Source organism: Polyangiaceae bacterium, from assembly GCA_020633235.1.
GTDB lineage: Bacteria > Myxococcota_A > Polyangia > Polyangiales > Polyangiaceae > JACKEA01.
On sequence record JACKEA010000006.1, the window covers coordinates 343959 to 368333 of the forward strand.

19 protein-coding genes are annotated in these 24375 nt (G+C 67.2%); 10 read left to right on the plus strand and 9 right to left on the minus strand.

The features are described from left to right. Window positions 1-2: 2 nt before the first annotated feature. Window positions 3-1292 carry a hypothetical protein gene (locus H6717_31295; protein ID MCB9581557.1) on the plus strand — a complete coding sequence of 430 codons (1290 nt, stop codon included), beginning with the start codon at window positions 3-5 and terminating at the stop codon, window positions 1290-1292. Here H6717_31295 and H6717_31300 read toward each other — a convergent pair. After that, window positions 1273-1866, minus strand: a complete 594-nt coding sequence (locus tag H6717_31300; GenBank protein MCB9581558.1) for a hypothetical protein — start codon at window positions 1864-1866, stop codon at window positions 1273-1275. The two genes, H6717_31295 and H6717_31300, sit on opposite strands and share 20 nt — an antisense overlap. Before the next feature lie 220 nt (window positions 1867-2086). Here H6717_31300 and H6717_31305 point away from each other — a divergent pair, with 220 nt between their 5' ends. The 3 genes from H6717_31305 (at window position 2087) to H6717_31315 (ending at window position 7467) form a co-directional block, all read left to right on the plus strand. Beyond that, the gene (locus H6717_31305) at window positions 2087-3310 is read left to right on the plus strand and encodes a hypothetical protein (protein ID MCB9581559.1); all 1224 of its coding nucleotides are present in this window, start codon (window positions 2087-2089) and stop codon (window positions 3308-3310) included. Window positions 3311-3394: 84 nt separating this feature from the next. Further along, window positions 3395-4282, plus strand: a complete 888-nt coding sequence (locus tag H6717_31310) for a hypothetical protein (protein ID MCB9581560.1) — start codon at window positions 3395-3397, stop codon at window positions 4280-4282. 80 nt (window positions 4283-4362) lie between these two features. Next, on the plus strand, window positions 4363-7467 hold the full coding sequence (locus H6717_31315; protein MCB9581561.1) for a protein kinase: 3105 nt from the start codon (window positions 4363-4365) through the stop codon (window positions 7465-7467). Here H6717_31315 and H6717_31320 read toward each other — a convergent pair. Both H6717_31320 and H6717_31325 read right to left on the minus strand, forming a co-directional pair. After that, window positions 7452-9251 (minus strand): sigma 54-interacting transcriptional regulator, encoded by a 1800-nt coding sequence (locus tag H6717_31320; GenBank protein ID MCB9581562.1) that lies wholly within the window; start codon window positions 9249-9251, stop codon window positions 7452-7454. The genes H6717_31315 and H6717_31320 overlap by 16 nt on opposite strands. 21 nt (window positions 9252-9272) lie before the next feature. Beyond that, window positions 9273-10037: an SDR family NAD(P)-dependent oxidoreductase gene (locus H6717_31325; protein ID MCB9581563.1), complete on the minus strand. Its 765-nt coding sequence runs from the start codon at window positions 10035-10037 to the stop codon at window positions 9273-9275. A gap of 91 nt (window positions 10038-10128) precedes the next feature. On the opposite strand from H6717_31325, the gene H6717_31330 reads away from it, so the two are divergent. Both H6717_31330 and H6717_31335 read left to right on the plus strand, forming a co-directional pair. Continuing rightward, window positions 10129-11175, plus strand: coding sequence for a hypothetical protein (locus H6717_31330; GenBank protein MCB9581564.1), 1047 nt, complete (start codon window positions 10129-10131; stop codon window positions 11173-11175). Window positions 11176-11212: 37 nt separating this feature from the next. Beyond that, window positions 11213-12418, plus strand: a complete 1206-nt coding sequence (locus H6717_31335) for an MFS transporter (GenBank protein ID MCB9581565.1) — start codon at window positions 11213-11215, stop codon at window positions 12416-12418. A gap of 58 nt (window positions 12419-12476) precedes the next feature. Here the strand turns inward: H6717_31335 and H6717_31340 are convergent, their stop codons facing one another. Next, window positions 12477-12914 (minus strand): hypothetical protein, encoded by a 438-nt coding sequence (locus tag H6717_31340; GenBank protein MCB9581566.1) that lies wholly within the window; start codon window positions 12912-12914, stop codon window positions 12477-12479. 93 nt (window positions 12915-13007) lie between these two features. On the opposite strand from H6717_31340, the gene xdh reads away from it, so the two are divergent. Further along, on the plus strand, window positions 13008-15641 hold the full coding sequence (gene xdh, locus H6717_31345) for a selenium-dependent xanthine dehydrogenase (protein ID MCB9581567.1): 2634 nt from the start codon (window positions 13008-13010) through the stop codon (window positions 15639-15641). Beyond that, the gene (locus H6717_31350) at window positions 15632-16867 is read left to right on the plus strand and encodes an amidohydrolase family protein (protein ID MCB9581568.1); all 1236 of its coding nucleotides are present in this window, start codon (window positions 15632-15634) and stop codon (window positions 16865-16867) included. Before xdh ends, H6717_31350 begins: the two co-directional genes overlap by 10 nt. Before the next feature lie 70 nt (window positions 16868-16937). Here the strand turns inward: H6717_31350 and H6717_31355 are convergent, their stop codons facing one another. The 3 genes from H6717_31355 to H6717_31365 form a co-directional block, all read right to left on the minus strand. Beyond that, on the minus strand, window positions 16938-17723 hold the full coding sequence (locus H6717_31355; GenBank protein MCB9581569.1) for an OmpA family protein: 786 nt from the start codon (window positions 17721-17723) through the stop codon (window positions 16938-16940). Between the two features lie 108 nt (window positions 17724-17831). Beyond that, the gene (locus tag H6717_31360) at window positions 17832-18875 is read right to left on the minus strand and encodes a fatty acid desaturase (GenBank protein MCB9581570.1); all 1044 of its coding nucleotides are present in this window, start codon (window positions 18873-18875) and stop codon (window positions 17832-17834) included. Then, entirely contained in the window at window positions 18827-19189 is a 363-nt protein-coding gene (locus tag H6717_31365; protein MCB9581571.1) for a molecular chaperone DnaJ, read from the minus strand. Before H6717_31365 ends, H6717_31360 begins: the two co-directional genes overlap by 49 nt. A gap of 151 nt (window positions 19190-19340) precedes the next feature. Here H6717_31365 and H6717_31370 point away from each other — a divergent pair, with 151 nt between their 5' ends. Continuing rightward, complete coding sequence (locus H6717_31370) at window positions 19341-20450, plus strand: phosphoesterase (protein MCB9581572.1); 1110 nt, start codon at window positions 19341-19343, stop codon at window positions 20448-20450. A gap of 1 nt (window position 20451) precedes the next feature. On the opposite strand, the gene H6717_31375 is transcribed toward H6717_31370, so the two are convergent. Beyond that, window positions 20452-21699 carry a serine/threonine protein kinase gene (locus H6717_31375; protein ID MCB9581573.1) on the minus strand — a complete coding sequence of 416 codons (1248 nt, stop codon included), beginning with the start codon at window positions 21697-21699 and terminating at the stop codon, window positions 20452-20454. 166 nt (window positions 21700-21865) lie between these two features. Here H6717_31375 and H6717_31380 point away from each other — a divergent pair, with 166 nt between their 5' ends. Continuing rightward, window positions 21866-22936, plus strand: coding sequence for an AI-2E family transporter (locus H6717_31380; GenBank protein MCB9581574.1), 1071 nt, complete (start codon window positions 21866-21868; stop codon window positions 22934-22936). Between the two features lie 110 nt (window positions 22937-23046). Here H6717_31380 and H6717_31385 read toward each other — a convergent pair whose 3' ends face one another. Beyond that, the gene (locus H6717_31385) at window positions 23047-24240 is read right to left on the minus strand and encodes a DEAD/DEAH box helicase (GenBank protein MCB9581575.1); all 1194 of its coding nucleotides are present in this window, start codon (window positions 24238-24240) and stop codon (window positions 23047-23049) included. Window positions 24241-24375: the final 135 nt, after the last annotated feature.

Sequence of the window (24375 nt, forward strand, 5' to 3'; positions counted from 1 at the left end):
ACGTGACGGTTCGAAACTGCAGCGTGCACGACAACGGGCACTGGAACGTGCTCGTGACCAAGAGCGCACAGTTTTCCGGCGGCATTCTGGAAGGGGGCTTTCACCTGATCGAAGACAACGAAGTGTTCGACGGCGACGCGGCCACCTGTGGAGGCGCCAGCAACTCCGCCTGCCCGGGGCAGACGTATTATGGCATCCACCTCGACAACAATCCTGGTGCGGGCACGGTGATCCGCAACAACGTGGTTCACGGCAACGTGGACAACCTGGTCGTGTGTGGTGACGAGTCCGCGGGGAGGGATCTGGCGGAGGCCACCAGCCACGTGCTCGAGCTCACCGGCAACGGAGAGGGCTGGACCAACCACGATACCGTGGTGAGCGGCAACCACGCCTACGACGCCAAGGACGACGACATCGAGCTCGACGGCATCTGCGTCAACGCGCGCATCTTCGACAATCGCTTCGGCAATGCGGAGAATCCCATCAGCATGGCGCCGGGGCTACCGGGCCCCTACTTCGTCCTGCGCAACGTGATCAGCGGGGACATCCAGCAGGCGGCCATCAAGATGAACACCGCGGGAACGCCCAACAGCCTGATCCGCAACTTCTATTTCTATCACAACACGATCGCCCGCTCGACGCAGGGCACGCTCCTGAACCTGTGGTACGCGGTGCCCGGAGATCACGACGTGCCCATCAAGAACGTCGTGTTTCGCAACAACGTGTTCTGGGCCATGGCTGGTGGCCGGGCCACGGACGTCAATAACCAGGGCAGCGAGCATCCGAGCTTCGACTACGACCTCTGGTACACCTCGGACACTCAGAACGTGTTCCAGTGGTGGAACGGCTCGAGCACGGACAAGTACGACACGTTCTCCGAATGGCAGGCCGGTACGGGACAGGAAACCCACGGACTGTTCGCCGAGCCGGGCTTGGATTCGGACTTCGTCCCCACGAGCTCGAGCCCGGTAGTGGACGCCGCCCTCGTGATCGATGGCGTCAACGACGGCTTCGCTGGCGCCGCGCCGGACATCGGCGCGTATGAAGTGGGCGACACGCCGGCCGGGGGTACCGGGGGCGGCGGTGGTGGAGCCGCCGGCGCCGGTGCCGCGAGCTCCGGCGGCAGCGGTGGCGCGGGGGCGGTGGCCGGCAGCTCCGCGGCGACGAGCAGCGGCAGCGACGACGGCGGATGCGGCTGCCGCAGCACGCCGAGAGGAAGCACGGGGCTCGTCTCGGCGCTTCTGCTCGTGGGCTTGGGGCTGCTGCGTCGCTTCAACGGCGCCCGGTCTTGAGGCCGAGCTTCACGGTGGGCGTGGTGGAGTTCCTGTGCACCACGATGGCGATGGCGACGGTGCTGGTGCGGTAGCCTGCCGGAGGCGCGCTGCCGCCCAAACGGACGCTGGTCGTGTGCCCCTTGGTGATGCCCTCCATGCGGCGTCCGTAGAGCGCCTTCAAGTCGCTCAGCTGGAAGTTGCCCCAGCTCTTGGCCGAGGTCTTGAGCGCGTAGTGGCAGACGACCAACGCGCTCGCCGAGGCGTCATCCACGGGGGTGTAGCTCAAGCGCGCGTAGGCGGTCACCGCCGAGAAGGGGATGCTGACGAAGCCCGCACCACGGAATCTGTCGGAGTCTCGCTGGAGCTTCGCTTGCAACGGAGCCTTGTTGATCTCCAGCTTCTTCGCGCCACCGGTGACGATTTCCTCGACTGTGCGAGCTGGCTTGCCGGTGAGGTAGGTGTACGCGAGCGACTTGTGAAAGTCGTCTTCGCAGCGCGTGCGGTAGTCCGCGGAGGACGATTGCGCAAAGGCGGCGGGAGCGAGCAGCAGAGCGGAAGCGGCGGCGGCAAAGGCCCAGGCGGTACGAAACATGAGGTGTCTCCTTGGCAGCTACGGGTGGGCGCGACCGCTGCAACCTCCGGACCAACGCCGAACCTGGCTTGGATGCCCGGCAAGTAGCGCGGGACGTTGCGCGCATGAGCAATCCATTGCCTACGCAAGGAGCGCGGAAGCGGTCGCCCAGTCGGAGGCAAATCCCGACTTTCGAACCTGATTAAGATCCTGGCTCGCGCCTTGCTGTCTTGGCTGCACAATGCAGGTGACAGAAGAGATGTCGGGAGATCGCTGGCTCTTTCACTACGCACCGCCCACGGAGCTGCGGCGCCATCCTTCGGTTCGCATCTGCTCCACCCGGTTGATCTCGGATGGCTCGCCCCGGTTGGTGCTCACCGCCAGCCCCGGCGCCAGCTCAACGCTCACGGCGGCACGCTTCGACGAGGTGCGTCGTGTCCATCAGCTCGTCTCTCACCCGCGGCTCCCTGTGGTCGCGGAGCGGGGACGTCGCGACGGCATCGAATACCTGGCCTTCGAGTGTCCGGCCATGGCCGATGGGAATCACGTGCTCCGTCAGCTGGCGGAGCGCGGGTTGAAGTTGAGCTATGCGGCGTCGGACGCGTTCATCTCTGGCATCCGGGAGGCGATGCAAGCCGCCCACGCCGTCGTCGATCCGGTGACTGGAAAGCGCCTCGCGTTCGGTCGCGTGTGCTACGGCAATCTGCTGTTCGACGCCGACGGGCGCTACTGGCTCCTGGCCTTGGGGAAGAACTTGCTGACGGAGCTCGACTCCGGCGCGCCGAGCGGGGAGCTGTCGTTCCACGCGCCGGAGGTTGCGGCGGGGGGCCCGGCTTCTCCGGGCGGAGATTACTTTGCGCTCTTGCTGCTGATGCGTTCCCTGCTGCCCTACGTTGAAGTCCCGGCGCGTATCGGTCGTGTGCTGCGCGGTGATCTTCAGGCCGACGACGAGGAGCTTCTGCGGGGACTGATGTGGTTCGACCAACGCATCCTGGCGGCACCTGCGCCGAAGCGGGCCACGGTGGAGGAAGCCGTCGCGATGAGCGCACGGGTGCGCGAGCTCCTGGGAACGGGGCTCGACCACGATGGCTTCGCAGCCGCCGTGCAGCACGCGTTGGGGCGGGACTCCTCCCCTCTCGAGACGGCCACTCTGGTGGTGGGTCCGGAGGGACGCTGGTTCCGTCCCCTCGGCGGGCCCCTCATCGATCTCGAGCCCCATTCAGCCCAGCGCCGCATCTTGATCGCCTTGGTAGATGCCCACGAAGAAGGGCGTTCTCTCACGGTTCCGGACTTGATCAGAGTCGGTTGGCCTGGCGAGCAGGTGGCGGCCTTGGCCGGGGCCAACCGCGTGTACGTCGCCATCGCCACGCTCCGACGCCACGGGCTCCGCGGGTTTTTGCAGCGGAAGGGCAAGGGCTACCGCCTCGCTCCGGGCGTCGCGGTCGAACAGCGGGACAAACCTTAAGGTTTTATTTAGGTCGAGCCGCGGGCTCGGCGGGGTATCAAGAAGGGTCGGTTAGTGTTGGCTCGCTCGAGCGGAGGACCAGAGATGAAGCGGCTCACATGGCTGGGTGTGATGGGCACGGTGGGGCTCTTGGCGGCGGCGTGCGGGGATGCCGGGACCCCCTCGGTGGACGAGGCACACCAGCCCCTCGGCCCAGCTCCCTCCGGGCCAATCATTCCCGGACCCGTGGGCGGGCCGCGATTCACGCCCTCCGTCGCGGTGCACGGCATGTGCTCCACCATGAAGGCCATCGACCTTTCGAGCGAGCGCTGCACCTTGGCCGACTTGCCGGACCTGCTCGCCTTCCTCGCCTCCGACGCCATCAACCAACCCGTCTTGGATTTCCTGAACGATGCGGTGGCCCCTTTCAACGGCGAGCTGCAATGCTCGTCTTACGTGGATGCGGGCGTGACGAAGTATTGCGTCGACGTGGTCGATCGCGACGTCAATGGCTTGCCCCTGGATCAGGGGATGAAGAACTACTTCGTCGCCTACACGGCGGACATGCGCATGCCGCTGGCCCCTGATGCACCGAACTGGGACCAAGCTCTCTTGGACCCCAACTACATTGCGCCGCCCGTAGAGCTCTCCGTCGCCGGCTACGTGACCCGGGATTGCGACCTCGCGCATCCGGCGTCGTGCTGGAAGACCAGCACTCCTGCGACCTTTCCGCGAGACCTGCGGGTGCTCAAGTTCGACCCGCGCGACTGCATGACCTGCGGCAACTACAAGGGGCCGGGCTACAAGAACTACTGGCTCTCCCGGGTCGGCTTTTCGGACGCGGACTACGCGCACTTCTGGCCGGCGCTGCCTTCGTTCTCCTACTGGGGCTATTCCTGTGCGTACGAGCGGGATGCCAGCGCGTCCAGCTACATGCTGCTCACCAAATCCCAGTGTGACTCGGAAGAGCTCTACTACCGCATGCAGCGCTGATTGATCTCCCGCAGGGGGGAGCGGTACCTTTCGAGCAGGGCTCGGGCCCTGCCCCATGAACCGCTCCACCACAGCGACGGATGGCTGACGGGAGCGCGGAGCTCCGGAGCTACGCGAGCGTTCTCCAGACCGAAGCGCCGCTGGAACCGGACGCCGCGGCGCGAGTCGTTCGCCAGGTGGCCGAGCTACTCGCGCCGCTGCATCGCTCCGGCGCGGCGCACGGACCGCTGTCTCCGGATTCCGTGCTCGTCACCAGCGACGCGGACGGGCGATGCATCGTCCGTCTCACGGACGCCGATGCTCCGGACACCTTTCGCGCGCCCGAAGGCGGAGCGCCCACCGCGGCCAGCGACGTGTGGTCGCTCGGGGCGCTGCTCTATCTCTCTCTCACTGGGCAAGACGTCGAGGTCACGCCCGATGGCGTGCCGAGCCTCCAGCGCGTGGCTCCCTGGGTCGATGGGGATCTGACCCAGCTCACGCACGGTGCCTTGGTCATCGATCCGGCGCTCCGATGCCCCAGCGCTGGGGAGCTGGCCTCCGCCCTCGCTGGCTACTTGTCCGACGCCGAGCCCGAAGCCTGGACGCTCACTACCGTAGCGGACAACGCCCGTGCCCGCGTGGCGGCGGTTGCCGCGCCGGTCGCCCGCTGGAACGCGCCGACGCGACCGGCCGTGGCTGGCTTTCCCGAGGCGCTGCTCGGCACCGAGCTCGGCGGCTATCGGCTGCGCGCCCTGCTCGGCAGCGGGGGCATGGGAGCGGTCTTCGAGGCCGAGGGCGCGGACGGCGTGCCCGTGGCCGTGAAAGTCATTCGCCCGGAGGCCACCACGGACGACACCGTGCGCCGTTTCGCTCGGGAAGCGAAGAGTGCGATGCGCATCGAGAGTCCTCACGTGGTTCGCGTGTTCGACGTGAGCACCGAGGGCGAGATGCCGTTCATGGTCATGGAGCTCCTGAAAGGGGCGGACCTGGCGGCCACGCTGGAACGCACCGGAGCGTTGGATCCAGCCGTGGCGGCGCGCATCTTCGTGGAAGCGTGCGCTGGTCTCGGCGCGGCTCACGACAAAGGCTTGGTTCACCGGGACATCAAGCCCGGCAACATCTTCCTGCATGTCGACGACGACGCGGTCACGGTCAAGGTGTGCGACTTCGGCATCGTGAAGCCGGTGCCCACGATGACGCAGGAAGCCACGGAGCTGACGCGCACTGGGGGCCTGGTCGGGACCCCGGCCTACATGTCTCCCGAGCAGGTGCAGGACCCACGGGCCGTGGACGCGCGCAGCGACCTGTGGAGCCTCGCCCTTTCGTTGTATGCAGCGCTCAGCGGCAAGCCCGCGTGGCACGCATGCAAGAACGTCGGGGAGCTGATGGCGGCCCTCTACACCAAGGAAGTGCCGCCGCTGCAGGACTTGGCTCCCTGGATCGACCCCCAGCTCGCCCAGGTGGTTCACTCCGGTCTGATGCGCGACCGCGACCGGCGCGTGTCCACTGCCGCCGAGCTCGCCGCCAACCTGGAGAGATTTGCGGCACCGGCCCCGCTGCGGCAATCGGACATCGTCGGGATCCCCGAAGGTGAGCGCGAGCGCGTTGCACAGCGGGTGTCGACCATCGCGGGAACCGAGCTATCGCCCACACGCAGGGCCACGACAGGTCTGATGGCCCTGGCTGCCGTCGCCGTGGCCGCCGCGGGCGTGTTCGCCTGGCAGCGCAGCAAGAAGCAGGAAACCCCCGCAGCCGTGGCCGGCTGCCAGAGCGCCGCGGGGTGCACGGCGGAGCTCGGACGAGCCGCGCGCTGCCGGAGCGACGGCCGTTGCGCGCCGCTGGCATCCGACCTGTGCAAGGTGGACGCCGAGCCGCGCGCGCTGGAAAGCGACGCGACGATCTGGATTGGCACCATGTTTCCCGCGGATCACGGCGATCGCAACATGGCGGAGTTCGGCCGCACCGCCCACATGGCGACGTCCCTCGCGGCCCGGGAGGTGATGTCCATCGCCGGCGGCATCACTTCCGTGGGAGGCGGGGAGACGCGCCCCATTGGCCTCGTCGCGTGCAACGACGCCAAGGACCCGAAGGCCGCAGCGGAGCACCTGGTGAACACCGTGGGCGTGCCCGCGGTGATCGGCTTCGGCTCCAGCAAGAGCGTGGTGGAGCTTTCCACCAGCTTGTTCCTGAAGCACGACGTGCTGGTGGTACCGGCGCTCAACTCCAGCGCGCTGATCGCGTCCATTCCCAGCGAGAAGCCTCGCCTGGTGTGGCGCACTGCGGGCAACACGACGACGCGGGCGCAGGCGCTGGCCAAGGTGATCCCCGCGTATCTCGAACCGCGGCTCCGCCGCGAGGTTCCGCGGCTGACCAACAAACCCCTGAAGGTGGGGCTGTGCGTTCGGCACGATTCTCCCGGCATCGCGTTTTCTTCGGAGCTCACGCAAAGGCTCGTGTTCAACGGCAAGTCGGTCACGGAAAACGGTCGCGACTTTCGCGAGCTCAGCCTCTTGGAAGGCGAGGAGAGCATCGTGAACGATCTCACCATCGCCGACTTGGTCGACTTCCAGCCGCACGTGATCGTGTTGCAGAGCATCGACGACGTCGTGACGCGACGCGTGCTCTCGCCCCTGGAGGAACGCTGGTCCGAGAGCGTGCCCTATCGCCCGTTCTATCTGGTGGCAGGCTCGCTGGAGGCGGGGGCGCTACCGGAGTTGATCCGCCGCTACCCCACGGTCCAGAAGCGGCTGATTGGCGTCACCACGCCGAGCAGTACGCCGGCCAACGAGGCGTTCACCCGGAGCTTCAACGCGGCCTATGGAACGAAGCTCGCTCCGACGGAAGCGCCGGCGGCGCCGTACGATTCGGTGTACATGCTGGTGTACGCGCTCGCGGCCGCGGGAGACGGCGCGGTGACGGGCTCCGCCATCGCCAAGGGCATCGAGCATCTGTTGCCACCGGGTAAGGCCGTGGACGTCGGACCCATGCCGCTGCTCTCGGCGCTGACCACGTTGCGGAAGGGCAAGCACATCGATCTGCAAGGTGCCTTTGGGCGCCTGGATTTCGATCCCAAGACGGGGGAGTCGGCGAACGACTGCGCGTTCTTGTGTGCGCGCGCCGCGGACGAGTACGTGGAGTCCGGTCTGGTGTACGACACCGCGAAAGACGCGCTGAAGGGCGAGTTTTCCTGCTACGGCTTGCCGTAGCCGAGCTTCCTCAGCCCGTGCACCTTGATCTTGTGCACCAAGGTCCTGAGGGGCATCTGCAATCGGCGTGCGGCGTGGGTTTGATTCCAGCCGCAGGCACGCAGCGCGTCGAGCAGTACCTCCGCTTCGAGGCGATCCATCTTGGTGCGGAAATCTTCTGTTTCGCCCGAGTCGATGGCTGGTGCCGGGGTGGAAGGCCGCGCTTTGGGCGCACCGGCGCCGGCCAGGCTCATGGGCAAGTCGTCCACGCCAACGACCTCGGCCTCCGCAATCACCACGGCGCGCTCGATGGCGTTCTTGAGCTCGCGCACGTTGCCGGGCCAGGCGTGCTCCATCAAGAGCGCCATGGCGTCCGGGGCGATCTCTCGCAGGGCTCGATCGTTGGCCGCGTTGGCTTCGGCCAAGAACCGCTCCGCCAGAGCCGGGATGTCTTCCTTGCGCTCCCGCAGCGGCGGAATCTGCAGCGTCATGGTGTTGAGTCGGTACAAGAGATCTTCACGAAAGCGTCCCGCTTGCACCATCGCGGGCAGATCTCGATGGGTGGCGGCGACGACCCGGGCGTCCACGGAGATCTCCTCCGTGGAGCCCACCCGTGTGATGGTCTTCGCCTCCAACACCCGGAGCAAGGCGGCCTGAGCCGAAGCCGGAAGCTCGCCGATCTCGTCCAAGAACACGGTCCCGCCGCTCGCGCTTTCGAACACGCCGAGACGCTGACCGGTGGCGCCGGTGAACGCACCTTTCTCATGGCCGAAGAGCGTGCTCTCCAGCAAGGACTCTGGGATGGCGGCGCAGTTCACCGACACCATTGGCCCGCTCTGCCGTGGGCTCGTCTCGTGCACGTAGCGCGCCAGCACCTCTTTGCCCGCGCCGGTCTCCGCCAGCAGCAGCACGGGGATTGCGCTCTTCGCCACGCGCAGGGCCGTCTTGAACAGCTCCTTCATCGCGGGGCTCTCACACACCGGAGCATCGGCGTCCGGCGTGACGAGGCGCGTGCCTTCGTCCTCCGCGACCACCACCGGTGACGCCTTGGTGGCGCGCCGGAGGGCACGACGCGCCACTTCCGAGAGCTCCTCCGCTGACGTCGCGCTGGAGGGGAACAACGCCACACCGCAAGCGAGCCGAGGCTTGATGGTGCTCACCAGATCCCGGGCGAAGAGCAGAGCCTGTTCCAGGCTGGCCTCCGTGAGCAGGATCTCCGCCGTGGTGGCGCTGTAGGCCGCCAGGCGATCCACGGGACGCATGCGCTCCTGGAGCTCGGCTACCCATCTTCGGAGCGGCGTGCCCTCGTCGTGGAGCGGTCGGGTCATCACCACCGCAGCCGGTCGCTTGAAGAACCTCGCCCGATCGAGCTCCCGCGCCAGCGTGCGCTGGAAGCGGTCGTGTCCTTCCATTTCCCGTGCGTCGTCACCACTGAGGGACAGCACGTGGAGGGAAGCGACGGCGCCGCCAAAGGTGACCTCCTGCTCGCTACCAATGACCGTCGTCTCGATGCGCTGCGCGGCGAGCCAGGTGCCGTTGGTGGAGCCCAGGTCCGTTACCTCCACCTGACCTTCCGTCAACAGCCTGAAGCGCACGTGCGTGCGAGAGAGGCTGGGGTCGTCGATGGTGATGGTGGCGTCGTCGCCGCGGCCCACCACTACGGGTTCCCCCGCCCGCAGGGGGACCAACGTGGCCTCGTCGCCGTGGTAGATGAGGAGCGATACCTTCGAGGCCCGGGGCTGGTCACCAAATGGCCTCAGTGCATGCCCAGGATCGACCCGCTCGGTTTCCGCGCGATCCACCATCGCGCGAGAGTGTACGCCGGTTCACGCTGGCGCGGTAAGCCTGGGCGTGAAGCGGTCCATGAACCAACGAACGATGGTCGGAAACCAGCGTGTGATGCCATAGACCCGGGGAAACACCAGTCGCGCTCGGCGGCGCTCCATGCTGACGCGCACTTCGCGGGCCAGCTCCTCGGCGCTCGCCGTGGGCTGCCAGCGCAGCGCCGCGTTGGATTCGTAGGCGCTCAGCGCGGCGGTGGCCATGTCCGTTTCGGCGATGATACCGGGATACACCGTGAGCACCGAGACGCCACTGCCGCGGAGCTCGCCCCGAAGGGCCTCCGAGGCGGCAGCCAAGCCGCCCTTGCTCGCGTTGTAGTAGGTCATGCCCGGAGTGGGCGCGAGGGCCGCCATCGACGCGACGTTCACCACGTGACCCGAGCCCCGGGCCGTCATTTGAGGCAGCACCTTCGCGATCAAGCGAAGGGGCGTGAGCAAGTTGAGCCGTACGGAGGCCTCCCCTCGGGTCACGTCCACCGCGGCGGTGGGCGCGACGACCTGCGCGCCGGCGTTGTTGACCAGGACGTCGACCGGACCCTGCGCTTCTTGGGCTCGTTCGAGCCAAGCGTCGTCGTCTTCGCTCAGGTCGGCGCTCACCACGTGGGTCGGTACTGGCAGCTCTGCGGCCAGCTCTTCCAGGAGTGCTCTGCGGCGCGCCACCAGCGTGAGTCGCGCTTCGGGCATCTGTGCCAGCTCCCGCGCGAGTGCAGCTCCAATGCCCGACGACGCGCCCGTGATCACGATGTGCATGGCATTCTTCTACTTGGCGCTCGGCATCCGGCTGCCCGAGCGAATTCGCACAGCGAGTGTGCGTCTGCGAAAACGCGTGTACGGTGGTTCCATGAGATGGCTGGCGCTGGGGATGGCGATGGCATTGATTCCGCTGGGTTGTGGCAGTGACGACGACGCCGGCGGGAGCGCCTCGGGGGGCAGCGGTGGCGCCTCGGGAGCGGGTGCCACCGGGGGCACCGGCGGGGGCAGCGCGGGAGCCGGCGGCGGTAGTGCGGGCACCGGCGGCGGCGCCGCGGGGGCCGGCGGGGGCAGCGCGGGAGCCGCCGGCGACGACTGCAACACCACGGCGGAGTGCAAGCAGAAGTACGGCTCCGGCGCGACGGACTGCCTGAACAGCCAGAGCGACCAGAGCGTGTGCATGTGTGGCACCAGCCCCTGCACCCAGGGTGGCTTCAGCGGCCGCATCGCCGTGAGCGCCGACGGCAACTTTCACGATCGCGACGACATCGGCGCCACGCCAGTGACCCTCGCGATCCTGGCCCAGGCCAAGCTTCAGGCGAAGCTCGTGCACTACGATCACAGCTCGCACCTGGCCCAGAACGACAGTGACCAGTACGGCGACATGATCGCCAGCACCACGGGGCATCTTTCGGAGTTCGGCTTCGATCAGAACGTGGTCTTCGACGACCAGACTCAACTTTCCGCGGCAGTGGCGAACATCGCCAAGGTGATCGACGCTTCGACCGCCAGCGATCCGCTCACGTTCATCGTGGCGGGACCGTTCGAGGTCACTTACCAGGGCGTTGCTGCGGCTTCTGCCGACAAGCTGCAGTACGTTACCCTGCTCTCGCATTCCACCTGGAACGAGGACCACGAGCACGTGCCGGCGGAGCACACGAAGGACGAGCTCCTGGCCGATTTCCCCGCGGTGAAGTTCATCAAGATCAGCGACCAGAACGCCAACGCCTTCAAGAGCAGCCCGTCTGCGTGGGATTGGATGAACGCCGCGGGAGCGGATCTGACCTGGGTGCGTGGCCGAATGGTGCAGGCGGAGTACGCCGAAGGCGACAACTCCGACGCCGGCATGGCCTTCTATCTGGTCACCGGCAACGAGAAAGCGACGATGAACGACATCAAGACGTTCTTCGGTCAGTAGTTGGCAAAGGGTTCACCGCGCACTATCCCCCTGCTCGATGGCCTCCGTCTCCCAGCTCAGCGCACGGCTCGGGGGGAATCCGACGGTGCTCGCTCTTTCCGCCGCGCGTCTGGGTGACGCCGTCGGGAACAGCATTCTGTTCATCGTCATCCCTCTCTACGTCGCCAAGCTGCCGGCCCCTTGGCTTCCGCTGCCGGAGCCCACTCGTGTCGGGATCCTGATCAGCATGTACGGGCTGATCTTCTCGCTGCTTCAGCCCGTGGGCGGCGCCCTCACGGACCGCGCGAAGAACCGCAAGGCCGTCATCCTCCTGGGCTTGGGCATCACCGGCGCGGGCATGTTGGTGTTCGTCGCAGCGTCGCGCTTCTCCCACCTGTTGCTGTTGAGGGCGCTGCAAGGGTTCGGCGTCGCGCTCACCATCCCAGCGTCTCTATCCATCATGGCGTCGGCCACGGATCGGAGCTCTCGGGGCGGCTCGATGGGCATCTACACGTCCATGCGCATGGTCGGCTTCTCCATCGGCCCCGTGCTCGGTGGCTACCTGTTGGACCACGTCGGCTTCGACGCCGCTTTCTACGTGGGCGCGGGCTTCATCGCCCTGGCCATGGTGCTGGTGCAGGCCTGGGTCCGGGAGTCCGGGGACCGCGACGTGTCCATGGAAGCCCGTGCGAAGCTCGCGCCCTCCGTGTGGCGCTCCCCCGTCGTTCCGCTGGGCGCTGCCACCTTCGTGATGGCCGCTGCCTTTTCCATGCTTCCCACCCTCGAGAAACAGTTCAACGCGCGGCTGCATCAGGGCGCCTTCGGCTTCGGTCTCGCCTTCAGCTCCTTGATGTTGAGCCGCCTCCTGTTTCAGTTTCCCCTCGGGCGCCTGTCGGATCGCATCGGCCGCAAACCCCTGGTGGTAGGGGGACTGCTGCTCATGGGTGCGGTCACGGCGCCGCTCGGCCTGGTCGCCACCACCGCGCAGCTCACGGGGCTTCGCGTGCTGCAGGGCATCGCGTCCGCGGGCATCGCGGCGCCGGCGTTCGCGCTGGCTGCGGATCTGTCCAGCCGCGGCGGGGAGGGGCGACAGATGAGCGTCATCACCATGGGTTTCGGCCTCGGCATCGCCCTCGGGCCGCTGCTGGCGGGCGTGCTCGCGCCGCTGTGGTTCGACCTGCCGTTCCTGCTCGGCGGTCTCTCGGCCATTCCCGCCGCCTGGATCGTACAGCGCTGGGTGCCCGAGACGGTCTCGCGCTCCTGAGTCACGGCTCCATGGCCCTTTACATTTGTATGTTGGTGCGGCGCGAGCCCCGTCGCGCTCAGGCGCAGGCCATGTAGCAGTCGTGGTCTTGGAGCGAGCAGCCACTTTCCGCCGTGTCGGCACAATACGGAGGTGGCGGTGTGCACGGATCGTACTCACAGCAGTTGGCGCCGCTGCACCCTGCCGGTCCACCGCTGTTGCAGCCGTCGTGGGATCCCGCCGGACACTCGCCGCCATCCGGCCTGTCGAAGCAGCCGGGCAGCGCGCCGCCGCAGCATGGATGAATGCACACCTGAGTCCCAGCGCACGTCTGTGTGCCGCAGGCGAAGGTGCCCGTCATTCCTCCGCTGCCGGCGTTGCCACCGGACCCAGTGCCGGCGCTGCCGCCGGCTCCGCCGCCGTCACCGCCGTCCACTGCCGTCTGTCCCGATCCGCTGCCACTGCTGCAGGCTGCCACGGTGAGCAGGACCATCAGTGTCGAGAGCCATCGCTTCATGGTGCCCGCGCCAAGCAACCCGCGTGCCCGTAGTTCTGTGCCGACCTGTGCCGGTGCGCACTTCGAGGTCATTGGGTGTATCCTCCGTGGGTCATGCCTACCGTCGAGCTCACGTTGAACGGCGAAAAACGCCAACTGGAAACCGAAGATGGGGAATCCCTGCTGGACGCACTGCGGGAAAGAGCCGGGATCTGCTCCACCAAGGACGGCTGCCAGCCCCAGGGTCAGTGCGGCTGTTGTCTCGCGCTGATCGACGGTCAGCCCAAGGTCACCTGTGCCATGACGGCGGAGCGCGCCGCGGGCAAGGACATCGTCACCCTGGAAGGCGTGGCCGAAGAAGAGCGGGCGCAGATGGCCAAGGCCTTCTTGTCGGCGGCGGGGCTGCAGTGCGGCTTCTGCATTCCGGGCATCGCGCTGCGGGCCAAGAGCTTGCTCGACAAGAACCCCGACCCCTCGCGGGAGGAGATCGCCAAGGCCATCGACGGCCACCTGTGTCGCTGCACCGGGTACGTGAAGATCGTCGACGCCATCCAGCTGATGGCCAAGGCGCGCCGCGGGGAGCCGATCCCGGAGCCCTCGGAAGAGGCGAAGGTGGGCAAGGCCTACAAGCGCTACCGGGGAGACGAGATGACCCTCGGGATGCGCCCCTACGTCGCGGACATGACGCGCGAAGGGATGCTGCACGGAGCCGTGCTGCTGTCCAAGCACGCCCGCGCCAAGATCGTGCGTATCGATGTCGAGAAGGCCAAGGCGCATCCGGGAGTGGTGGCCGTGGCGACGGCCAAGGACGCTCCGGGCGATCGTTACAACGGGCTCTTGTACAACGATTGGCCGGCGTTCATCGCGGAGGGCGAAGAAGCGCGCTGCGTGGGGGACGTGTTGGCTGCCGTCGCCGCGGTGGACGCCCGCACCGCACGCCTTGCCCTGGAGCTCATCGAGGTGGAGCTCGAGGTGCTTCCCGCCGTGACCACGCCGCAGGCGTCCCTGGAAGCCGGCGCGCCCCAGGTGAACCCCACGCACGCGAACCTGCTCAGCCGTTCGCTGATTCAGCGCGGAGACGCGGACGCTGCCTTGAAAGCGAGCGCTCACGTGGTGAGCGGCACGTTCAAGACGCAGCGCATCGAGCACCTGTACCTGGAACCCGAGGCGGCCCTGGCGGAGCCTCTGCCGGACGGCAAGATCGGCGTGTTCACCCAGGGGCAGGGCGTGTTCGACGACCGCCGGCAGATCGCTCGACTGTTGAACGTGAGCGAGGACGAAATCTACGTGGAGCTGGTGCCCAACGGCGGCGCCTTCGGCGGCAAGGAGGACATGTCCATCCAGTCGCAGACGGCGCTGCTCGCCAAGATGACGGGCAAGCCCGTGCGCCTGGTGCTGTCGCGCGAAGAGTCCATTCGCATGCACCCCAAGCGCCATCCCATCACCATGGACTACACCGTGGGCGCCGACGCCGAGGGCCGCATCACCGCCGTGAAGGCCCGCATGATTGGCGACTCCGGAGCCTACGCCTCCGTGGGGGGCAAGGTGCTGGAACGCGCGGCGGGTCACGCCTGCGGTCCCTACCGCGTTCCCAACGTGGACGTGGAAGCGCTGGCCGCCTACACCAACAATCCCCCCTGCGGCGCGATGCGCGGGTTCGGCGCCAATCAGGCCAACTTCGGCATCGAGAGCTGCCTGGACATGCTGGCCGAGAAGGCGGGGCTGGACGGCTACCAGATCCGCGAGCGGAACGCCGTCGTCGTGGGAGACACCTTCTCCACGGGGCAGATCTTGGACAAGTCCGTCGGCATCAAGAAGACCCTCGAGGCCGTGAAGGCCAGCTACTACGAGGCGAAGAAGGCCGGCAAAGCCGTGGGCATCGCTTGCGGCATCAAGAACACCGGCATCGGCAACGGCGTGGAGGAGTGGGGCAAGTGTCGGCTCGTGGTCGAGAAAGACGGCACCGTCTCGCTCTACAACGGCTACACGGAGATGGGGCAGGGGCTGCTCACCATCTTGATCCAGTTCGCCGGCGAGGTGACCGGGCTTCCGGGCAAGGTGTTTCGCCCCAAGGTGGACTCCACCTTCGCCCTCGGTTGCGGACAGACGACGGGCTCGCGCGCCACGCTGTTCGCCGGTCGCGCCGTGAAGAGCGCGGCACAGAAGCTCAAGGTGGATCTGGACAAGGGCATGACCCTCCGGGATCTGGTGGGCAACGTGTACGCGGCGGACATCGTCATCGACGACACCACCGCGCTCGGCGCAGAGGCCGCCCGCATCAAGACCCACACGGCCTTCGGCTACGCGACGCAGGTCTGCATCCTCGACGACAAGGGCAAGATCGAACGCTTCATCGCAGCCCACGACGTAGGGCGCGCCATCAACCCCGCCCTGTGCAGCGGTCAGATCGAAGGCTCCATCCACATGGGCCTCGGCTACGCGCTCACGGAAGAGCTGCCCTGCGACAACGGCATGCCGGTCACCTTCAAGCTCCGGGAGATCGGCGTGCTGCGCGCCCGGGACATGCCGAAGTGCGAGGTAATCCTGGTGGAGGATCCCGAGCCGGAAGGTCCCTTCGGTGCCAAGGGGGTCGGCGAGATTGGTCTGGTGCCCACCGCGGGTGCCGTGGCCGGTGCGCTGGCCGCCTTCGACGGCGTGCGGCGCTTCGAGCTGCCCATGAAGGACTCGCCTGCCGCCAAGGCAGTGAGCGTCGGGCGTATCAAGGGAGATCGCACCCAGTGGACGTGATCTTCGTCGACGGCGGCGACGGGCCGTCGTTACACATCGAGAACGGCATCATCCGCAGCGTGGGACCGGGCATCACTTGCCCACCGGAGGCCATTCGCCTCCAAGGCGGTGTCGCGCGCCCTGGGGCGGTCAACGCCCACACTCATCTGTACAGCGGGCTCGTGCCGCTGGGCATGCCGCCGCCCGCAGAGCCGCCGGAAGATTTCGTCCAGATCTTGCAGCGGGTGTGGTGGCGCTTGGATCGCGCGTTGGATGCTGGCTCGCTGTCCGCCGCGGCTCACCTGTACGTCGCCGAAGCGCTGCTCTCCGGCACCACCGCGCTCGTCGATCATCACGAGTCCCCGGCGTTCATCGAAGGCTCGCTCGACATCTTGGCGGACGCTGCGGAAACCCTGGGCTGCCGTTTGGTCACCTGCTACGGCGCCACGGACCGCAACATGGGCGAGATGGAGGGGGCACGCGGCCTGGCGGAGTGCGCGCGGTTCTTGAAGCACAACGAGCGCAGCCTGGTGCGCGGCATGGTGGGCCTGCACGCGTCCTTCACCGTGACCGACGACACGGTGCGCGCTGCGGGAGAGCTCACGCGGGAGCTCGGCGTCCCGCTCCACGTGCACGTTGCAGAAGATCTGGCCGACGTCCACGACGCCGAAGCCCACGGTCACGATGGTCCCCTCGAACGCTTGCTCTCCCTCGGTGCGCTACCGCCGGGGTCCATCCTGGCGCACGGCGTTCACTTGACGGAGGCGCAGGTGGAGCGGGCGGAGCAGGACGAGCTCTGGTTGGTGCAAAACCCCCGCTCCAACGCCGGCAATCGTGTCGGCTATCCCCACGCCCTCCGGGTCAGCCATCGCGTGGCCCTCGGGACGGATGGCTACGCCGCCGACATGCGCGCGGAAGGCGCGGCCCTCGAAGAGCAGTCCCGGGTGAACGGGCAGCCCATCACGGCGGAGCGCCTCGCGGAGCGCCTCGACGGAGGCCATCGCATCGTGGGTGAGCGCTTCGGCCAGCGCTTCGGCTCCAAGCTGGAGCCGGGCATGGCCGCGGACGTGGTGGTGTGGGACAGCGACGCGGACGCCGAAACGCCGGGCACCGTCGCACGCCACGTGATCGTGGCGGGGCGCGTCGTCGTCGAAGACGGCCGCCTCAAGAGTGGGGATCTGGCTCAGATCCGCGCCCACGCTCGAGACGAGGCCCCGCGCCTGTGGAGCCGTATGGAGCGCTACTGACCGGGGTGTGACCGCGCCGGACCGACAAAAGAAAGATACGTCTGCTTTTGTTGGACCGGCGCGATACCCGTCAAATCAAGCTCTTCAAGTCGAGCATTTCCTCGACGTTGGGCATCAAGATCAGCTCCACGCGACGGTTCTTCGCGCGGCCCGGCTTGGTGTCGTTCTCACTGACCGGATCGGTGTCTCCGTAACCCGCCGCGCTCCAGTGCTTCGAGTCCAGCCCGCCGCCGCCACCCTTCTCTTCGGGTGACGCGATCAGGAACACGAGCACCTCGCGGGCGCGCATCAAGGACAGGCCCCAGTTGTCGCGGAAGGTCTCTGCAGCGCGCCGCAGCGGCTGATTGTCGGTGTGGCCGGCGACCTGATACTGCCGATCACGAAGCGCGTCGTCCCCGCGGATCACCTCGGCGACCTGCAACAGGATCTTCTGGCCGTCCTTCTTGAGGGTGTCGCTGCCGGACGCGAACAGCACGTCCCCCGGGAGGGAGATGACCATGCGGTTGTTCCGAATCTGGACGTTCAAACCCAGGTTCGTGAGCTTTTGGAGCTTGTTCCTCAGCGCCTCGAAGCGCGCCTTGATGCGCTCCAGTGTCTGCGCGCGCTGGCGGTACTCCTCCAGCGCGCTCTTCATCTGCTCCAAGTTCTGCGACAGCGCTTCCTTGGCGGTGCCCTCTGCGCTGAGCTTCACGCCCATCTTCTCGAGCTCTTCGTTGAGCTTGCGGACGCGGTCTTGCTCCTTGGCGAGCTCCGCTTCCACGTCGTGGTTCTTCTTGGAGAGCGCGTCGTATTTCGCGAGCTGCGCTTGCCACTCGTCTTCCGAGTATCCACAGCCCACGGCGACAGCCAACGGCACCAACAACAGAGCACGCTTGAGCACGACTTACCCCTTTCTCGATTCGCGCAGAGCCTACAGCGCTTTTCGCAGGCACGGAATAGTGACGGCGCGGGGCTCGGGCCGCGGTCAGCCGGCGAGCGCGCGAAGATTCGCGGCGGAAAAGCGCTCCACGCGTGAGCGGAGCAATTCAATCACCTCCGCCTCCGTGCGCTCCGGCGCTTCCGGCAGCTGGACGAACCGTCGCGCCAGCGCTTGCCAGCGTCCCAACATGAGCAGGACCCAGACCTGGAAGAAGTCCACCCCGTCGAACACGATGGCGTCCTGGCGACCATACTCCGCGCGGTTGGCTTCGAACTCCGCCGGGTACTCGCTCCAGTGACAGCGCGCGTGGACGTGATGATGAATGTGATAGCCGTCGTTGAAGCAGCGGCGGTTGTAGCGCGTGTTGATGCAGGTGATGCTGTTTCGGTAGGGGTTCTCCGGCTGCTCTTGGCACACGAATGCGTGCTGTCCCCAATTGCCGATCATCATCAGGACTCGCACCAAAAGCAGTGGAAGTACCAGCACCACCAGCGTGGCGCGCCAGTTCAGGACGCCGAGCGCCAAAGTGCCGAGCCAGAAACACAGCTCACCAATCAAGAGCCGCCGGAGCAGCTTCGCGTTGCCCCGCCCCGCGTGGTAACGCGAGAGATCGAGCAGTCCGAAGCACAAGAACCGCGTGACGTAGGCCAGCCAATCTCCGAAGCGATCCCGCTGGTGGAGTAGCGTCGAGCTGGTATCGCGCGGCAGGTTGCCCTCGCGGTGGTGCATGCCCAGGTGATGCACGAAGTAGCTTTCCGGCGTCTGACCGAAGAACGGCGCCAGGACCCAGGCGGGGATCTGATTCAGGAAGCCCACCTCGGAGCGAAACAATCGCCGATGCGAGGTGCAGTGCAGCATGAGGATGTAGCGGTCGAGCACCCAAGCCGCCCACACGGCGAGGTACGCAGCGCCCAGAAGCCAGAAATGCTCGCGCACGAAGAACAGCCCCACTCCCGCGAGGGCCACCAGGAAACACTGGAGGATCAGGCGAATGAAGGGGAGATCGCGAGGGTCGTTGAGCAGGCGCGCAGCGCCGGAGGTCACGGGCGTAGCTGTTTGCGGATCTTGCGAGTGAACGTCTTCGTGCATTGGCCGTGGCTGCCCTCGTAATCGATGATCTCGCGGATCAATCTGGTCTTGGCATCGTCAGACAAGGCGCTCTCCTTGACCTCGGTCGCGAGCTGCGCGCCTTGGTGGGTAGCGGGCCAGGTCTGCTTCTTCGCCTGCTCCGCCGCGCTCTCCTTGCGGAAGTGGGCAGGCTTGGTCTTGGTCACGTCGCGGATCCCGGGCTCGTCCAAGCCGCGGCGGCCGGAGCCATGGCAGGCCGGACAACTCGAGGAGCGTCCGTACGCGTTGGTGATTCGACCTTCCCCGCTGCAGATCACGCAAACGTCAGAGTCCATGGCTCACGCCTTCAGCACTTGACCGGCGCGCGAGCTTTTTCATCCGCGCACCATACGCCGGCTCGAGGCCAACTGCACGCCCGCTGTGGACCACGCTATGCAAGTTGCAGGAAAGCGCAGCACTTTTGCCTGTGCTAAATGCGTTCCCCTGATGCGAATCGTCGGAGCCTTCGGGTTGGTCTTGGGCGCTTGTCTCAGCTTGGGTTGCGGTTCGAGTGATTCGGGGGACATCACTGGCTCCGGGGGAAGCGGCGGCGCGGGGGCCAGCGGCGGCAGCGCCGGCAGTGCTGGCAGCGCGACCGGAGGCAGCGCGGGAGTGGATGCCGGAGGTGCAGCGGGCAGCGGTGGCGCGGCGGGGGCCAGCGGCAGCGGCGGTACGGGTGGCGGGCCTTCCCACGCGCTGAAGACGGTGTTCGTCATCATGATGGAGAACCACAGCTGGTCCACCATCCAGGCTTCCAAGTCCGCGACCTACATCAACGATACGCTGGTCCCCGCGGGCGCCCACGCGGAGCAGTACTTCACGCCGCCCAAGCTCCACCCGAGCCTCCCCAACTACATCTGGCTGGAGGCGGGCAGCAACCTCGGAATCCTGGACGACAACGATCCCAGCATCAATCACCAGGCCACTGCCAACCATCTGGTGACGCAGCTGGAGACGGCGGGCATCTCGTGGAAGGCGTACACGGAGGGCATCAGTGGCCAGACCTGTCCGCTGGTGAGCTCGGGGCTGTACGGCGCCAAGCACACACCGCAGCTCTATTTCGACGACGTGACCGACGCCAACGACCCGAACAGCAAGCATTGCATCGAGCACGTGCGTCCGTTCAGCGAGCTGGCGGCCGATCTGAAGTCCGGGAACGTCGCGCGCTACAACTTCATCACTCCGGATCTGTGTCACGACATGCATGGTGAGGTGCTGGGTCTGAGCTGCAACCCACTCACCACCGACATGATCAAGCTCGGGGACCAGTGGCTCGCCAGTGTGATCCCGACTCTCACCACGTCTCAGGCGTTCAACGACGGTGGGGTCATCTTCGTGATCTGGGACGAGGGCGACGAAAAGACGCTGCAGCCCGCCAGCGATGGCCCCATCGGCCTGATCGTGCTCTCGCCCGTGGCCAAGGTGGGCTACGCCAGCACCACGAAGCTCACCCACAGCGCGACGCTGCGCACCATCGAGGAGATCTTCGACGTTCCGTTTCTGGGCGGCGCCAAGACCTCGCCGGACCTGGCGGAGATGTTCACGGCGTTTCCCTGAGTCAGAAGCCAAGCCTGGGGTCGAAGCCCGCTGGCCGATGCGGCCGCACAGGCCGGGGCTTCGGTGCAGGAGCGGGCTTCGCGGCGCTCGGCTCCGGCTTTGGTTCCGGGGGCACGTCGAACTCGACCGTCGGCGCCGCGTGTAGCCGAGGCGGTTGTTCCGCTGGGTTCAACCCGACCCACAGCGCCGCGGTGGTGGCCGCGATGGACAGCGCACCCGCAGCGAGGAGCCCGCTTCGACGACGTCGGGGCGGGCGCAGCTGAATCTGGGTCGTGCGGTTGCGGACGCCGCTCACGGAAGTCCTTCGCGGCGCCCGCAGCCAGCGGGTGGCGATGGACGTTCCGGTCAGGTCTTCGGTCACGCCACGATCCAAGAGCCAGTGACACAGCGCGCGGCCGAGATCTTCCGCCGACTGCCAGCGCCGGCCGGGCTCGTGCTCCAAACCCCCGCGGATGATGGAATCGAGCACCGGGTCCTGCAGCCCGCGCGCCGAGGGGGGCACAGGTGCTTCTTCGGCGATGCGACGGAGCAGCACCAGCGGCGGATCGCCATCGAAGGGCGGGCGACCCAGCACGCATTCGTGAAGCAGGCAGCAGAAGGCCCACAGATCCGAGCGTTGATCGACCGCGGCGCTGCCGCGAGCCTGCTCGGGTGACAGGTAGCTCACGGTGCCGAGCACGGTGCCCTCTGCGGTGAGACGGCGATCTCGGCTCTCCTGGACTCGGCGAGCGATGCCGAAGTCGAGCAGCGTTGGCCACAGGGCGGTGCTGTTTGGCCTGGTCGCGAGGAACACGTTTTCCGGCTTGAGATCCCGATGAATCACACCTTGGTCGTGGGCGTGGCCCAGGGCGTCGAGCACCGGAAGCAGCGTCTGCACCGCGAGGGTGACCGGCAGCGTCTTCTCGCGATCCAGGCACTGTCGCAGGTCCTCACCATCGAGCAAGTCCATCACCAGGTAGGGAGCGCCGTACGCCGTCACGCCCAAGTCGTGGACGGCGACCACGTGCGGATGGGCGAGCCGGGCAGAGAGGCGAGCCTCGCTTTGCATGCGAGCCGCGAGCTCCTCCGCGTCGTACCCCTGACGCAAGAGCTTGATCGCCACTTGCACGTCGAGGTCGCGGTGATACGCGGCCCACACAGTGCCCATGCTTCCACTCGAGATGGGGCGGAGCAGCCGGTACTTGTTCGCGATGACGGCGCCCGGGCGGGGCGAAATGGTCGGCACTCGGGGGACGATGGGGACGGACACGGTGACGGCGTGAGAGCAACCCGCGTGCCGCGCGCGGAGCAAGGAAATGCGGGGTAGAGCGCCGGTTCGGTGGGAGGCGCTTTGCCCCGCCGCGGCAGGAGCGCCTCGTTCAGGAAGCGAGTTTCCCCCGACCTTTCGTGGCATTCGGCTTGCACTGACGCCGAGCATGGACGGCCGAGGCGCGAGGGCGCTGATGCTCGCGGCGTGCGCCGCGGTGGTGAGCTACGGGATCCATTTCTGGAGTCCCGTGCTGGTGCCGGTGCTGTTGTCTCTGTGCGTCGCCGCCGCGGGTCAGCCCGTGTTCGAAGGCGCGCAGAAGCGTGGAGCCCCGAGCTACCTGGCGGCGGCCCTGGCCATGCTCGTGGTGATGGGCGCCGTTTTCGGCTTTGCCGTGCTCATGGCGGTAGCAGGCAACGAGCTCGCGGATTCGCTCCCCAAGTACGAACGCGCCATCCACCAATTTCAGACCCAGGCCGCCATCGAGCTGCAACAGCACCACCTGACACGGCTGTCGGTGAGCGTGGCGCGCTTCGATTTCGGCAAGACGTCCACGGCAGCAGCCGAGGGCATGCTCTCATCGGCGGCCGGTATCTTCGGCAACGTGGCATTGGTGCTGGTGCTCGCCGCCTTCTTCATGCTCGAGCGCGCCGTCTTCTATCAAAAGCTCTCTCGCATCCCGAGCGCGCCTCGCGCCCGGGACGTCTTTCATCGTGCCCTGGGAGACGTGCAGAAGTACCTGTGGCTGAAGACGCTCATGAGCGGCGCTACGGGCATTCTCGCGGGCGCCCTGTGCGCGGCGCTGGACGTTCCCAACGCAGTGCTCTGGGGCTTGGTCGCCTTCGCGCTGAATTACGCACCCAACGTCGGCAGCCTGGTCGCCGCCATCTTGCCGGTGGGTCTCACGCTGATCTTGCGTGGTCCGCAGCCGGCAGCTGCGCTGGCCGCCGGCTATCTCGTCATCAACGTCGTGATCGGTAACGTCGTCGAGCCCAAGGTGATGGGCCAGAAGCTGGGGCTCTCGCCCCTGGTCGTCGTGGTCGCCATGGTGGCGTGGGGCTTCCTCCTGGGTCCGGTGGGAGCGCTGCTCTCCACTCCGCTCACCATGGTGTTCAAGATCACCGTCGGACACTCCGACGATCTGCGCTGGGTCTCGCGGCTGCTCGGAAATTTCTCCGAGGCGCGGGACACCACCGAGCCGCCGCTCCGCGGCAGCTTGGCGCCGAGGGAAGCGCAATGAACGACTCCCGAGCTTACGTGCGGCGCCGCACCCGCACCGCCATCGGCATCATGCTGCTGGGCGCGGGGGCGGCTTCCGGATCCATGCTGCTGGCGGCGGTGGGCTGCGCCCTACTGCCGCTCCGGACGGCGGCGACGGCGTCGTCGCGGAGGCGTCGCGTCGGAACGAGGGGGGCGCGGCGCGTCGCCTCGGGCCGGGGGACGCCCGCCGAGGGGAGCGTCGACGGTGATACGCCGGCGGATGAGTCGCTCGATGTCGCCGAGGAGCTTTCGCTCGTCGCCGTCACAGAAGGAAATCGCGCGTCCGCTGTTACCCGCGCGCCCCGTCCGCCCGATTCGGTGGACGTAGCTCTCGGCGACGTTCGGTAGGTCGTAGTTGATCACGTGGGAGACGCCGTCTACGTCGATGCCCCGGGCGGCCACGTCGGTGGCGACCAGCACCCGGGTGGATCCCGCGCGGAACGACGCCAAAGCGCGATCCCGGGCAGACTGGCTCTTGTTGCCGTGAATGGCCGCCGCCACGATGCCCACCCGCTCCAGATCCCGCGCGACGCGATTGGCGCCGTGCTTGGTGCGCGTGAACACCAACGCCCGCGCCACCTCCGGCCCGCGGAGCAGCTCGTGCAGCGCACCGCGCTTGTCCGCGCGGGCCACGAACATCACGGACTGCTCCACCGTCTCCGCGGTGGAAAGCTCCGGACGCACGCTGACCCGCGTGGGGTTCTTCAACATGCTGGCGATCAGCGACTCCACGGACGCCGGCAGCGTCGCCGACAGCAGCAGCGTCTGCCGCTCCCGCGGGGTCTGCGCCACGATGCGCTTCACGTCGTGGATGAAGCCCATGTCCAGCATGCGGTCGGCTTCGTCCAACACCAGGTGCGTCACCCCGCCCAGGTCCACCAGACCTTGGCTCATCAGGTCCAGTAGGCGACCCGGGCAGGCGATCAAGATGTCCGGCTTGGCGTTCAGCGCGCGCTCTTGCGGACGCTGCCCGACGCCGCCGTACACCAGCGCTTGGCGCAGGCGGAGGTGATGGCCATAGGCTGTCACGCGAGACGCGATCTGCGCCGCGAGCTCCCGAGTGGGAGTGAGGATCAACGCACGGATGCGGCCGCTGGAAGGCTCCCGAGCCAGCCGCTCTAGAATGGGCAGCACGAAGGCGGCCGTCTTGCCGGTGCCCGTCTGAGCACAGGCCACCACGTCCTTGCCGACGACGGCGTGAGGCACGACCTTGGCCTGAACCGGCGTGGGCGTCACGTAGCCCTCGCGCAGCACGGCGTTCACGATGGGGCCCGACAGGCCCAGAGCGGAGAATGCGGACGAATCCGCAGAAACGATGTCAGTCACTAGGTTCTCTCTCGCGGCACACGCCCAGCGAGGGCGCAGGTGATATCGCTGTTTCCGTCTGTGCCGCGGGGCCGGAAGGGCGTGGCTCGAGCC

Coding starts and splice junctions, on each gene's coding strand:
- H6717_31320 (MCB9581562.1), bottom strand. CDS start 9,251: ATGGTGGATCGCGCGGAAACCGAGCGGGTCGATCCTGGGCATGCACTG.
- H6717_31335 (MCB9581565.1), top strand. CDS start 11,213: ATGGCCTCCGTCTCCCAGCTCAGCGCACGGCTCGGGGGGAATCCGACG.
- H6717_31370 (MCB9581572.1), top strand. CDS start 19,341: ATGCGAATCGTCGGAGCCTTCGGGTTGGTCTTGGGCGCTTGTCTCAGC.
- H6717_31305 (MCB9581559.1), top strand. CDS start 2,087: ATGCAGGTGACAGAAGAGATGTCGGGAGATCGCTGGCTCTTTCACTAC.
- H6717_31325 (MCB9581563.1), bottom strand. CDS start 10,037: ATGCACATCGTGATCACGGGCGCGTCGTCGGGCATTGGAGCTGCACTC.
- H6717_31365 (MCB9581571.1), bottom strand. CDS start 19,189: ATGGACTCTGACGTTTGCGTGATCTGCAGCGGGGAAGGTCGAATCACC.
- H6717_31340 (MCB9581566.1), bottom strand. CDS start 12,914: ATGAAGCGATGGCTCTCGACACTGATGGTCCTGCTCACCGTGGCAGCC.
- H6717_31315 (MCB9581561.1), top strand. CDS start 4,363: ATGGCTGACGGGAGCGCGGAGCTCCGGAGCTACGCGAGCGTTCTCCAG.
- H6717_31380 (MCB9581574.1), top strand. CDS start 21,866: ATGGACGGCCGAGGCGCGAGGGCGCTGATGCTCGCGGCGTGCGCCGCG.
- H6717_31300 (MCB9581558.1), bottom strand. CDS start 1,866: ATGTTTCGTACCGCCTGGGCCTTTGCCGCCGCCGCTTCCGCTCTGCTG.
- H6717_31330 (MCB9581564.1), top strand. CDS start 10,129: ATGAGATGGCTGGCGCTGGGGATGGCGATGGCATTGATTCCGCTGGGT.
- xdh (MCB9581567.1), top strand. CDS start 13,008: ATGCCTACCGTCGAGCTCACGTTGAACGGCGAAAAACGCCAACTGGAA.
- H6717_31360 (MCB9581570.1), bottom strand. CDS start 18,875: ATGCACGAAGACGTTCACTCGCAAGATCCGCAAACAGCTACGCCCGTG.
- H6717_31310 (MCB9581560.1), top strand. CDS start 3,395: ATGAAGCGGCTCACATGGCTGGGTGTGATGGGCACGGTGGGGCTCTTG.